The 12975-nt window shown below is 34.7% G+C and carries 13 protein-coding genes and 1 tRNA gene; 9 read left to right on the top strand and 5 right to left on the bottom strand.

The genetic code is table 11. The annotated features are described in order from the left end of the window. The first annotated feature begins 13 nt into the window (after positions 1-13). Entirely contained in the window at positions 14-1234 is a 1221-nt protein-coding gene (odhB, locus tag QSV08_RS13390; protein ID WP_324023888.1) for a 2-oxoglutarate dehydrogenase complex dihydrolipoyllysine-residue succinyltransferase, read from the top strand. 41 nt (positions 1235-1275) lie between these two features. On the opposite strand, the gene QSV08_RS13385 is transcribed toward odhB, so the two are convergent. Continuing rightward, the gene (locus QSV08_RS13385; RefSeq protein ID WP_324023886.1) at positions 1276-1725 is read right to left on the bottom strand and encodes a retropepsin-like aspartic protease; all 450 of its coding nucleotides are present in this window, start codon (positions 1723-1725) and stop codon (positions 1276-1278) included. 37 nt (positions 1726-1762) lie between these two features. Here QSV08_RS13385 and QSV08_RS13380 point away from each other — a divergent pair, with 37 nt between their 5' ends. The 8 genes from QSV08_RS13380 (at position 1763) to QSV08_RS13345 (ending at position 6917) form a co-directional block, all read left to right on the top strand. Continuing rightward, positions 1763-2530 carry a TatD family hydrolase gene (locus QSV08_RS13380; RefSeq protein ID WP_324023884.1) on the top strand — a complete coding sequence of 256 codons (768 nt, stop codon included), beginning with the start codon at positions 1763-1765 and terminating at the stop codon, positions 2528-2530. Positions 2531-2552: 22 nt separating this feature from the next. Continuing rightward, positions 2553-3584: an asparaginase gene (locus QSV08_RS13375; protein ID WP_416382005.1), complete on the top strand. Its 1032-nt coding sequence runs from the start codon at positions 2553-2555 to the stop codon at positions 3582-3584. A 71-nt stretch (positions 3585-3655) separates the two neighbouring features. Further along, positions 3656-3743 (top strand) — tRNA-Ser (locus tag QSV08_RS13370). 77 nt (positions 3744-3820) lie between these two features. Continuing rightward, on the top strand, positions 3821-4570 hold the full coding sequence (locus QSV08_RS13365) for a MotA/TolQ/ExbB proton channel family protein (protein ID WP_324023882.1): 750 nt from the start codon (positions 3821-3823) through the stop codon (positions 4568-4570). 26 nt (positions 4571-4596) lie between these two features. Then, positions 4597-5028 carry a hypothetical protein gene (locus QSV08_RS13360; RefSeq protein WP_324023880.1) on the top strand — a complete coding sequence of 144 codons (432 nt, stop codon included), beginning with the start codon at positions 4597-4599 and terminating at the stop codon, positions 5026-5028. 14 nt (positions 5029-5042) lie between these two features. Then, complete coding sequence (locus QSV08_RS13355) at positions 5043-5666, top strand: ExbD/TolR family protein (RefSeq protein WP_324023878.1); 624 nt, start codon at positions 5043-5045, stop codon at positions 5664-5666. Positions 5667-5688: 22 nt separating this feature from the next. Then, positions 5689-6171 (top strand): ExbD/TolR family protein, encoded by a 483-nt coding sequence (locus tag QSV08_RS13350; RefSeq protein ID WP_324023876.1) that lies wholly within the window; start codon positions 5689-5691, stop codon positions 6169-6171. Between the two features lie 77 nt (positions 6172-6248). Next, positions 6249-6917, top strand: a complete 669-nt coding sequence (locus tag QSV08_RS13345) for a porin family protein (RefSeq protein WP_324023874.1) — start codon at positions 6249-6251, stop codon at positions 6915-6917. Here QSV08_RS13345 and QSV08_RS13340 read toward each other — a convergent pair. The 4 genes from QSV08_RS13340 to QSV08_RS13325 form a co-directional block, all read right to left on the bottom strand. Continuing rightward, the gene (locus tag QSV08_RS13340) at positions 6912-7517 is read right to left on the bottom strand and encodes a hypothetical protein (RefSeq protein WP_324023872.1); all 606 of its coding nucleotides are present in this window, start codon (positions 7515-7517) and stop codon (positions 6912-6914) included. The two genes, QSV08_RS13345 and QSV08_RS13340, sit on opposite strands and share 6 nt — an antisense overlap. Further along, positions 7517-8974, bottom strand: coding sequence for an RNA polymerase factor sigma-54 (rpoN, locus tag QSV08_RS13335; protein ID WP_324023870.1), 1458 nt, complete (start codon positions 8972-8974; stop codon positions 7517-7519). The genes QSV08_RS13340 and rpoN overlap by 1 nt, the downstream gene beginning before the upstream one ends. 38 nt (positions 8975-9012) lie before the next feature. Next, a complete protein-coding gene (gene asnS / locus QSV08_RS13330) occupies positions 9013-10446 on the bottom strand; it encodes an asparagine--tRNA ligase (protein ID WP_324023869.1) in 1434 nt (477 codons plus the stop codon). Between the two features lie 90 nt (positions 10447-10536). After that, the gene (locus tag QSV08_RS13325) at positions 10537-12927 is read right to left on the bottom strand and encodes an efflux RND transporter permease subunit (protein WP_324023867.1); all 2391 of its coding nucleotides are present in this window, start codon (positions 12925-12927) and stop codon (positions 10537-10539) included. Positions 12928-12975: the final 48 nt, after the last annotated feature.

The following is a 12975-nucleotide window of genomic DNA, read 5'->3' as shown; positions in this document are numbered from 1 at the left end:
AATTATAGAAAGAATGATTCTAGAAATGAAAGTCCCTTCGCCGGGAGAGTCTATCACAGAGGTGGAAATTGCGGAATGGTTAGTTGAAGATGGGGATTATGTAGAAAAAGATCAGGCAATTGCCGAAGTGGATTCAGATAAAGCTACTTTAGAATTGCCGGCAGAAGAAAGCGGTATAATTACACTAAAAGCAGAAGAAGGTGATGCTGTTGCGGTAGGTGCTGTTGTTTGTTTAATAGATACAAGTGCTGCTAAACCAGCAGGTGCGACAGATGCATCTAGTGCTCCGAAAGAAGAGAAGAAAGAATCGCCTAAGACAGAGAAAGCTCCTCAACCTGCTAAAGCAAAAGAAACTTATGCATCTGGTGTTCCTTCGCCAGCGGCAAAGAAAATATTGGATGAAAAAGGAGTAGATAGTAAATCTGTTTCTGGTTCTGGTCGTGATGGTAGAATTACTAAAGAAGATGCAGTTAGTGCTGTGCCTTCTATGGGGTCGCCAACTGGCGGTAACCGTGGTGAGTCTCGCTCAAAACTATCAATGTTGCGTAGAAAAGTTGCCGAAAGATTAGTGGCTGCAAAGAACGAAACTGCAATGTTGACTACTTTTAATGAAGTAGATATGAGTGCTGTTTTTGAACTTAGAAATAAGTACAAAGAGGACTTTAAAAGTAAGCATGGTGTTGGACTAGGATTTATGTCCTTTTTTACAAAGGCTGTGGTTAGAGCATTAGAGATGTATCCTGCTGTTAATTCTATGATTGACGGTAAAGAAATGGTTTCTTATGATTTCTGTGATATTAGTATCGCGGTTTCTGGACCAAAAGGATTAATGGTGCCCGTTATTCGTAACGCTGAAAACTTAACATTTAGAGGTGTTGAAGCTGAGGTTAAAAGATTAGCGATTAGAGCACGTGAAGGTGAAATTACTGTTGATGAAATGACAGGTGGTACATTTACTATTACTAATGGTGGTGTATTCGGTTCTATGTTATCTACACCAATTATCAATCCGCCACAAAGTGCTATTTTAGGTATGCATAATATTGTTGAAAGACCAATTGCTCGTGATGGAGCTATTGCGATCGCACCTATTATGTATGTTGCAGTTTCTTATGATCACCGAATAATTGACGGTAAAGAATCTGTTGGTTTCTTGGTAGCTATAAAAGAAGCTTTAGAAAATCCTGAAGAATTGTTGATGGATAATAATGTAAAGAAAGCTTTAGAAATGTAAATTTTCTAATTTTTGATATATGTGAAAAGCGTTGGGTAATCTCAACGCTTTTTCTTTTTTAAATAGATGCACTTTTTATTGTAATCTATAATTGCCTTCGATTTTTTAAGAATATCAGCTCCTATTATTCCGTCTACTGGTTCTGCATGATGTGCAGTTAAAGCCTCATTAACATGTTTTAAGTCGAATAATACAATCTCTAGCTTTTTATACCGCCAAGAGTTTAGTGTAATCGTATTCTTTTTGGAGACCAGCGTCTCCATATTGGTTGCACCCGCGCCTGCAGCTTTGATTATAGATTCTTCAGAAATTAGTTTAAAATGGTCAATGCGGTCCATGCCAATACAAGTATTAGAAGCTCCTGTATCTAAAATAAACCGTCCAGGTACAGAATTTATCTCTGCATATATTTCAAAATGGTCGGTAGCAGTTAAAACTAAGGGTATGCGCACGTAATCTTTATCCTTCAAAAATTTTTTGAGGGTACTCATAATTCATTTTTTTCAAAGATAAGCCTATTTTTGTGGCATGATAATAACCGATACGCATACACATTTATATAGCGAAGCTTTCGATGATGACCGAAAAGAAGCAATACAGAAAGCCATTGATTTAGGAGTAGAACGTTTTTTTATTCCTGCTATAGACTCTACCTATACAGAAAGTATGTTGGCTTTAGAAAAAGAATTTCCGGGTCATATGTTCTTAATGACAGGCTTGCATCCCACGCATGTGAAAGAAAATTTTGAAGATGAGCTAGCGCATGTTGAAGAAATGTTGGGTAAGCATACCTATTATGCGATTGGAGAAATAGGGATTGATCTGTATTGGGAAAAGAAGTATTTGAAAGAACAGCAAATTGCTTTTAGAAAACAAATACAAATAGCGAAGAAGCATAAATTGCCTATCGTTATTCATTGTCGAGATGCTTTTGATGAGGTTTTTGAAATACTAGAGGAGGAGAAAGGAGATGATTTAAGAGGAATTTTTCATTGCTTTACTGGTAAATATGAGCAGGCAGAAAAAGCGATATCATATAATATGAAGTTGGGTATTGGTGGTGTAGTGACTTTTAAGAATGGTAAAATCGATACATTTTTAAAAGAAATAGATCTTAAGCATATTGTACTAGAAACCGATTCGCCGTATTTGGCACCTGCTCCTTATAGAGGTAAGAGAAATGAAAGTGCTTATATCGTTAATGTGCTTGAGAAGTTGGCAGACATTCATGGTGTACCCAATGAGCAAATAGCTATAGAGACTACGAAGAACTCTAAAGAAGTTTTCGGAATTTAATAATCAACTTAAAGTCAAAGGTTTGAGCATAGATAAAAGAGATATCTTATTAATATACACAGGTGGTACTATTGGTATGATGAAAGATTATACCTCAGGAGCTTTAAAAGCCTTTGATTTTTCGCAATTGTTGAAAAATATACCTGAGCTAAATCAATTAGACTGTACCATATCTAGTTTTTCTTTCGAGCACCCCATAGATTCATCTAATATGAATCCTACGCATTGGGTGACAATAGCTGATATTATTACGGAGAAATATAATGAGTATGATGGTTTTGTAGTATTACATGGTAGTGATACTATGAGTTATACAGCTTCTGCTTTAAGCTTTTTACTTGAAAATTTAACAAAACCTGTAATATTGACTGGTTCGCAATTACCAATTGGAGATTTGAGAACCGATGCCAAAGAAAATTTAATAACTGCCATACAAATTGCTGCTTTGTATAAAAAAGGTAAGCCAGTTATACAAGAAGTCGGACTCTATTTTGAGTATAAATTGTATCGTGGTAATAGAACTACGAAGATAAATGCAGAGCAATTTCAAGCTTTTGCGTCATTAAATTACCCTCATTTAATTGAATCGGGAGTGCATTTGACCGTTTTTAATGAATATTTATTCCCTCAAAAAAGAAAATTAACGTTAAAATCTCACAGAAATATGGACGATAATGTGGCTATTTTGAAAATATTTCCGGGAATTAACAAAAATGTTATCGATGCAATTTTGCAAACTGAAAATTTAAAAGCGTTAGTTTTGGAGACATATGGTTCTGGAAATGCGCCGATGGAAGAATGGTTTTTAAAGAAATTAAATAATGCAATAAATAAAGGTATACATATTATTAATGTAACTCAGTGTTCTGGCGGTGCCGTTATGATGGGGCATTATGAAACCAGTTCTAGACTTAAGAAAATGCAAGTTATTAACGGTAAGGATATTACAACTGAGGCTGCTATTACAAAGGCAATGTACTTGCTTGGTAGTGGTGTCTCTCATGAGTTGTTCAAAACTGTTTTTGAGACTTCTTTACGAGGAGAGATGGTGTAAATTTAACAGTGGTTTAATTTTTTAAACTAATATTTTTTTTGTTATTTGCCCACCCTTAAAAAAGGTATCTTAGAGAGGTGGCCGAGTGGTCGAAGGCGCACGCCTGGAAAGTGTGTATACCCCAAAAGGGTATCGAGGGTTCGAATCCCTTCCTCTCTGCAAGTAAGTTTTACTTTTTTTATATTGTTTTTTTTTTATCTTTAACCCTATTAACTAACTAATTTAAGTTCAGAAAAATGAAAAAATTATTCCCAAGCCTAGCAATTGCTGGGGCATTTGTAGCAGGTACAAATATGGCAAGCGCTAAAGTAGCCGCAGTAGCTTTATTACTTCAAGACGCAACTCCAGAAGCAGAGAGAGGTTTTACTCAAATGTTAAAAGAAATGTTTATTACTGGTGGTGCCGGCTTTATGGGTATCGTTCTTTTATGTTTGATTCTTGGTTTAGCAGTTGCTATTGAAAGAATTATCTATTTAAACATGGCAAGTACTAATACTGCTAAGTTGAAACAACAAGTTGAAGACGCATTGGCATCTGGTGGTGTTGAAGCTGCAAAAGAAGTTTGTAGAAATACAAAAGGTCCTGTTGCTTCTATTTACTATCAAGGTTTAGATAGAGCTGGTGAGAGCATCGAGTCTGCTGAAAAAGCGGTTGTTGCTTATGGTGGTGTTCAAATGGGTCAATTAGAGAAAAACGTTTCTTGGTTGTCTTTATTTATCGCTATTGCTCCAATGCTTGGTTTCATGGGTACGGTAATCGGTATGATTCAGGCTTTCCAAAAGATTGCTGCAGTTGGTAACTTAAGTGCATCTCTTATTGCAGGTGATATTCAGGTTGCATTATTAACAACTGTATTTGGTCTTATTACGGCTATTATCCTTCAAATTTTCTATAATTATATCATTGCTAAAATTGATAGCATCGTTAATGATATGGAAGACTCTTCGATTACTTTAATCGATATGTTGGTGGATCACAAAAAATAAGTATCACTTTTAATACCTAAAATATTATGCAAAAAATTGTAAAAATAGCATTGGTAGTAATAGGATTACTTGGTGCAGTACTGTGGTTCATGCTTCCTGAAAGGGATATGCCTGCTGCTGAAGCAGCTCAAAGTGGTGCTATGAACTTTATGTTTATGATAACTTACTTCCTTTTGGCTGTTGCCGTTATAGTAAGTTTAGTCTTCACCTTAAAAAACCTATTCTCTAACCCTCAAGGTTTGAAAAAAACTTTGTTTGTTGTTGGTGGTCTTTTATTGGTAGTTGGTATTTCTTATGTTATGTCAAGCGGAACGGACGTTGCTCCTGAATTTGCTTCAATGACAGATGAAAGTACAGTGAAGAATATAGGAATGGGATTAAATGTATTTTTTATCCTTACTATAATTGCAGTATTATCTTTGATAGTGCCAGCTGTAAAAAACATGTTTAGTAAATAATAAAATAAAGAACTATGGCTAGAAGAGCAGGAGCACCAGAAGTTAGTGCGGGTTCAATGGCGGACATAGCTTTCCTTTTACTTATCTTTTTCTTAGTAACAACTACTATTGAAACAGATGCAGGTTTGGATCGTATGTTACCACCAATGGAGCCACCTACGGAAGCACCACCAATTATTAAGCAAAAGAACATTTTTACGGTTAATATTAACCGAAATGGTCAGTTGTTGGTGGAAGATGAGATTCTTTCAATAGATAAATTGCGTGAAAGAGCAATGGCGTTTTTAGATAACGGTGGAGCACCGTCAGGAAGTCCTGATTATTGTAGCTACTGTAAAGGAAAGCGTATTGCTGAATCTTCGGATAATCCGACAAAGGCAATTATCTCTTTAAAGAATGATCGTGAAACAAAGTATGGTACTTACATCACAGTTCAAAATGAATTGGTAGGGGCATATAACGATCTTAGAAATAGAGAAGCTAAGCGTTTATTTGGTAAAGATTATGTGGCTATGGAAGCTGAGTATTTAAATCCTGAAACTGAAGATTCTGTTAAAGAAGAATTGAAAGAAAAGGTACAAAAAATACAAGGTTTGTTTCCACAGAAATTATCTGAAGCTGAAACTTCAAGCGAATAATTAATAAATTAAAAGTAACACTATGTCAAAATTTGCAAAGAAAAAAGATGGAGAGATACCAGCGGTATCAACAGCTTCCCTTCCTGACATTGTATTTATGCTTTTGTTTTTCTTTATGACGGTAACCGTTATGAAGGATAGTTCCTTGAAAGTTGAAAACGTACTTCCGAACGCTAGTGAAGTTAAGAAATTGGAAAAGAAAGATCGTGTAATCTATATTTATGTTGGTAAGCCAACTAAAGAGTTCGAGAAAACTTTTGGTACTGAACCAAAAATCCAATTAAATGACAAATTCTCTAGTCCTTCAGAAGTTGGTGATTATATTTTGATGGAAAGAGCTAAAAAGCCTCAAGAAATTCAGAATGTATTGACCACGGCACTTAAGGTTGATAAGAACGCTAGTATGGGATTGATATCCGATATTAAACAAGAGTTAAGAAAGGTAAACGCTTTAAAGGTAAATTATACTACCTATGAAGGTGATGCTTTCAATAATCTACAATAGTTAGTTAAGTAGAATATTACATTTTCAAAACGCTTCAAATTTATTTGAAGCGTTTTTTATTTCATTAACTTTACTTCATGCGTTTTGCCATTTTATTTTTATTAGTAGTTCTGCAATCTAATGCTCAAGTAGTTTCAGATAGTATTTCAGATACACGGTATTTTGAAGATCAGTTTTATGTTGGTCTATCGTATAACTTTATATTGAATCATCCTGAAGGTTCTAATCAACGTAACCTCTCTTATGGTCTACAAGCGGGTGTAATAAAAGATATTCCTTTAAACAGAGCAGGAACAAAGGCTATAGGTATTGGAGCAGGCTTGGCCTTGAATAGTTATTATTCAAACTTAGTTGCCGATATATCTGGTGATGATATTACGTATAGTATAAATGATGATATTACTAGAAGTAAGTTAGAGACACACCTAGTTGAGTTTCCTTTAGAATTTAGATGGCGAAATTCCACTGCAGAAGATTATAAATTCTGGCGTGTCTATGGTGGTATTAAGGCTGCTTATATTGTAGGAGCTCGTTCAAAATATGATTTAGGTGATATTAGTGAGGGATTCAAAAATACAGACTTAACTAAATTTCAATACGGGCTTACTTTAAGTTTTGGTTATAATACTTTTAATCTTCATGCGTATTATGCCTTAACTGAGCTTTTCGATGGTAATGCTTCGGTAAATGGTGAGGTATTGCAATACACACCATTGCGTATAGGTCTTATTTTCTATATTCTATAACCAGAATCTTACAGTTAACAACTGAGATAATAGTCCTATAAAAAGACCGATTACAACTTCAATACCGGTATGTGCTTTTAGATATAGTCTGGCAGTTATGATACTTCCTGTACATACAATAAGCAAACTGATGGCAATAATAAGATTGATTTCAAAATGTATGCTTAAATTAATGAGATACATTAAAAGACCACTTATACCAACGGTATGTAGGCTAGTTTTAAAATTGAATAATAGTAATAGTATACAGGCTACAGTTGCGCCTAATAACCCTGTAAAGTAAAAATAAAGCTCACTTACGTAATTGTTTGGAATGACTTTATAAAGGATTAAAAGAAGTATTGATGCGTGAATATAAAGCGGGTATTTTCTTTCTTGAATGGAGTCTAGCGTAATGGAGTGTACCAAGCCCAAATTCTTCAATATTAAAAAGGTTATTATCGGAATAATAACGGTTAATATAAAAATGGGTAATATACTCGCGCTTTGAATTTCTAATGGGGTAAATTTTGGAGTGATTAGAAAATAGGCAACAGTACCACCTATAGGAATAAATAGCGGGTGAAATAAGTAGGAGATAAGATTAGAGAAAATCTTCATTAAATTTCTTTTCTCATACGTGCAACAGGTATACTTAGCTGCTCTCTGTATTTAGCTACTGTTCTTCTAGCAATAGGATATCCTTTTTCCTTTAAAATAGCAGCAAGTTTGTCATCTGTTAAAGGCTTTTTCTTTGTCTCGTTTTGAATAACTGTTTCTAAAATCTTCTTTATTTCTTTTGTAGAAACATCTTCTCCTTGTTCATTTTTCATTGACTCAGAAAAATATTCTTTTATCAACTTGGTTCCATAAGGGGTATCTACATATTTGCTATTTGCTACCCTAGATACTGTTGAAACATCCATTCCTATTTCATCTGCAATATCTTTTAGAATCATAGGTCTCAAATTACGCTCATCTCCTGTCAGAAAATATTCTTTTTGATATTGCATAATTGAGTTCATTGTAATAAACAGGGTTTGTTGGCGCTGTCTTATAGCATCAATAAACCATTTAGCAGCGTCTAACTTCTGCTTAATAAACATCACGGTGTCTTTTTGGGACTTAGACTTATCTTTAGCTTCTTTGTAGCCTTTAAGCATATTACTATACTCTCTAGATACATGTAGCTCTGGTGCATTTCTACCATTTAGTGTAAGCTCCAATTCGCCTTCGGTAATTCTAATGGCAAAATCAGGTACTACATGCTCTACAATTCTGTTGTTTCCAGAATACGAACCACCTGGTTTTGGATTTAATTTTTCAATTTCTCCAATTGCAGCTTTTAACTCGTCTTCGGTAATATTATGCTTCTGAATTAATTTTTGATAGTGCTTTTTAGTAAAGTGTTCAAAAGACTTTTTAAGAATTGCGGTGGCAAGCTCAATACTTGGGGTAATTTCTTTACGCTCTAGTTGTATGATTAAACACTCTTCTAAAGATCTAGCGCCCACACCAGGTGGGTCTAACTCTTGAACTATAGAAAGTATTTTTGTAATTGTTTTTTCATCAGTGTAAATGTTTTGGGTAAAAGCCAAATCATCCATAATATCGGCGATAGGTCTACGTATATATCCGCTTTCATCTATACTGCCTACTAGAAACTCGGCAATGTTCCACTCGTCATCTGTAAGATAAACGGTATTCAGTTGATTTATTAGATACTGATTGAAAGAAGTACCTGCGGCGTAAGGCACACTTTTTTCTTCATCATCTGTGCTATAATTATTCGCTTTGGTGCGATAATCAGGAATTTCATCATCACTTAAATAATCATCGATATTGATGTCTTCAGTGTTAATGGTTTCGTTGTCAGCTGCTTCATCGTAAACTTCATCATACTCATCATTCGTATTTTCTAAGTCTTCTTTACCTGTTTCTAAAGCCGGATTTTCCTCTAATTCTTGATTGAGACGTTGTTCAAAAGCCTGCGTAGGCAATTGAATCAGCTTCATCAATTGAATTTGCTGTGGAGATAACTTTTGAGATAATTTAAATGATAGGTGTTGTTTCAGCATTACTTTATTCTAGTACTGGTAAAAGTAACTAAATCCGCTTAGAATTCGGCATTCTGTGGCGTTCTTGGAAACGGAATTACATCTCTAATATTACCCATACCAGTTGCGAAAAGAACTAATCGTTCAAAACCAAGACCAAAACCACTATGTTCTGCAGTTCCGAATTTTCTTAAATCTAGGTACCACCATAGTTCTTTCTCGTCTATACCCAATTCTTTGATTTTCTCTTTCAAGACATCTAAGCGCTCTTCTCTTTGTGATCCACCAACGATTTCACCTATGCCTGGAAATAAAATATCCATAGCTCTTACGGTTTTTCCGTCTTCGTTTAATCGCATGTAGAAAGCTTTAATTTTTGCTGGGTAATCAAATAATATTACCGGACATTTAAAATGCTTTTCTACTAAGTAACGCTCATGCTCGCTTTGTAGATCTGTACCCCACTCTTCAATTGGGTAAGTAAATTGTTTCTTTTTATTAGGCTTACAGTTTTTAAGAATATCAATAGCTTCAGTATAACTCACTCTTTTAAAGTTGTTATCTGCCACGAATTTTAATTTTTCAATTAAAGGCATGTCGCTACGTTGCGCCTGTGGTTTGCTTTTTTCCTCGTCTATCAATCTCTTTTCTAAAAACTCTAAATCTTCTTGACAATGCGTCAATGTATAAGAAATAACGTTTTTAATAAAGTCTTCTGCAAGGTCCATATTGGCATCTAAATCGAAGAAAGCCATTTCTGGTTCGATCATCCAAAATTCAGCTAAATGTCTAGATGTATTTGAATTTTCGGCTCTAAATGTAGGTCCGAATGTATAAACTTTACCTAATGCCATTGCATAAGCCTCTGCTTCTAATTGACCAGAAACTGTTAAGTTGGTTTCTTTTCCGAAGAAATCTTCTTTGTAATTTACATCCCCATCTTCTGTAAGTGGAGGATTTTTCTCATCTAATGTAGTAACACGAAACATTTCTCCTGCACCTTCAGCATCTGATCCCGTAATAATAGGAGCGTGGAAGTAGTTGAAACCGTTTTCTCTAAAATAGCTGTGAATAGCAAAAGATAGGGTAGACCTAACACGCATAATTGCAGCAAAAGTGTTAGTTCTAATTCTTAAATGTGCCTTTTCTCTCAAAAACTCTAAAGAGTGCTTTTTTGGTTGAATAGGATATTCTTCTGGATCAGCAACGCCCAATACTTCTAAAGCGCTTACTTGAATTTCTACAGATTGACCACGACCTTGACTTTCAACAAGTGTACCTGTGATTTTTAATGCAGCACCAGTATTTACTTTTTTTAATAATTCTTCATCAAAATTTTCAAAATCAACTACACATTGAATAGTGCCTAAAGTAGATCCATCGTTTAATGCTATAAAACGATTGCTTCTAAAGGTTCTTACCCATCCTTTAATAGTTACTTCTTGTAGTAAGTTTTTACTTGCTAGTAATTCTTTTATTGTTGCTAAACGCATGATGTTGAATTGAAAATTAAAGTCCCAAAGATAGGATTTTGTTAAAAAATAGAGGGTTTAAAAAGCGATATAAACAAGGGTTAAATAATTTTATTGGTTATTATTTTCATCTTGTGGTAAAATATCTATTTGCGGCTTTTTAAGTGTTTGCTTATTTGCTATACTTTTTTCTAATGATAATAGTAAAGAAGGTAACAGAATTAAATTAGCCAACATCGCAAGTAATAGCGTTGCAGAAACTAGTGAACCTAGTGCGACCGTACCACCGAAATTAGAGATTACAAAGACAGAGAAGCCGAAGAATAATACTATAGAGGTATAGAACATACTTACGCCAGTTTCTCTTAGTGCATTGTAAACCGATTTTTCTATTCGCCAGTTATTTGCCGTAAGTTCTTGCCTATACTTCGCGAGAAAGTGTATGGTGTCATCGACCGAAATACCAAATGCAATACTAAAAACTAATATAGTAGATGGTTTTATAGGTACGCCTACAAAGCCCATTATACCAGCGGTTATGACTAAGGGCAATAGATTAGGTATCAATGAAATAACAATCATTCTGAATGACCTAAATAAATAAGCCATGAATAATGCAATTAGGCCGATCGCCAAAGCAAGAGACATAATTAGATTTTTAACAAGATACTTTGTTCCTTTTAAGAATAACAAAGCACTACCAGTCATGTAAACGTTGTAACGCTCTGCAGGGAATATTTTCGTGATATTCTCTTGTAACCGCTGTTCTATTTCTTCCATGCGGCTGGTGTTGACATCTCGCATGAAGGTGGTTATTCTAGCTGTTTGGCCAGTGCTGTCAACAAATGATTTTAATAAATCTCCATTATCACCAGATTTACGGGCAACATCCATAATGAATGTATTTTCTTGACTAGTGGGTAATTGATAATATTTTGGAATTCCATTATAGAACGCCTGCTTAGAATACTTTACCAAATTCACGACAGATACGGGAGTTGAAAGTTCTGGTATTTCTTCTATAACCTCCCCAAGCTGATTCATACGCTTTAGAGTCACAGGTTTTAAAACACCTTTTGGAGCTTTTGTATCTACAACGATTTCAACGGGCATAATACCTTTGAACTCTTTTTCAAAAAAGCGAATGTCATGAAAAAATTCAGCATTCTTCGGCATATCTTCAATAGGGCTGCCTGATATTCTTATCTGATAAATACCAATAATACTTATAACAAGTAGAGAAATAGAAACAATATAAACAGTAATTCTTCTATGTCTTACAATACGTTCCATCCATTGAACAAAGGCATCGATCCATTTTTTGTTTAAGTGTTTTAAATGCTTTGTTTTTGGTAGCGGCATAAAGCTATAAACAATAGGGATGATAAGTAACGATAATACAAATATGCCTAAGATATTAATAGAGGCAACAATACCAAATTCTTTTAATAACGTACTATCGGTTACAATGAAAGTAGCAAAACCCGATGCTGTTGTAATATTTGTCATCAACGTCGCATTTCCAATTTTAGAAATAACGCGTTGTAATGAAAGTGCCTGATTACCGTGTTTCTTTACTTCTTGTTGGTATTTATTTATTAAGAAGATGCAGTTGGGTATGCCTATAACAATAATTAGAGGCGGTATAAGTGCTGTAAGAACCGTAATTTCATATTGTAATAACCCAAGCAAACCAAAAGCCCACATTACGCCAATTATCACTACACACATAGAGATGATTGTAGCTCGAATACTTCTAAAGAAAAAGAAGAAAATTAATGAGGTAACACCAAGAGCGGCCAGAATAAATTTACCGATTTCATCAATAATATTCTGAGAATTCATTGTCCTTACATAGGGCATGCCAGATATGTGAACATCTAAATTTGTCTCTTCTTCAAACTTTTTAACTAGGGTATTTACATCTTGTAAAATAAAGTCTTTTCTGACCGAGGTATTGACGATGTCCTTATCTAGATTAACAATAGTTCTTATTGTTTTGCTTTCTTTATTATATAGAAGGTTGTCGTAGAAAGGGAGGTCGTTAAATAAATGATTGGTGATACTGTCTATTTCCTTTTTAGTCTTTAGTTCGCCGTTTATTAAGGGGCGCATTACAAACTCTTGCTTTTCGTTATCTTTAATTAACTCTTTTAAATTGTCGGTTGAGATAACAAATTCTACCTCTGGAAATGCAGCAAGTTGTTTACTTAATTTATTCCAACGGTTAAAATTTTCAGGTGTAAATAGAGCACTGTCACGTACGGCAAAAACGACTGCATTACCTTCTTCACCAAATTTGCTAAGAAAATCTTGATATTGAATATTTACAGGGTGGTCATCTGGTAGTAGGTTTGTCTGCGAGCTTGAAAAACGCATATATTGCCATTGCCATCCCATGAAAATGGTAAATGCGGCAATCAAGAGTAAAATTAGGATTCTATTTCGTAGAATTATGTTTGCCGTTTTAGGCCAAAATCCCTTCGTTAGTTTAGCTACCATAACTGTTTTTGCAGGTCGCAAAGGTAACTATTAGCTACATCTGTTCCT

It is taken from the genome of Maribacter sp. BPC-D8, from assembly GCF_035207705.1.
Lineage (GTDB): Bacteria > Bacteroidota > Bacteroidia > Flavobacteriales > Flavobacteriaceae > Maribacter.
Note: the sequence above shows the minus strand (reverse complement) of the source record. Positions and strands in the feature narration are given on the sequence as shown.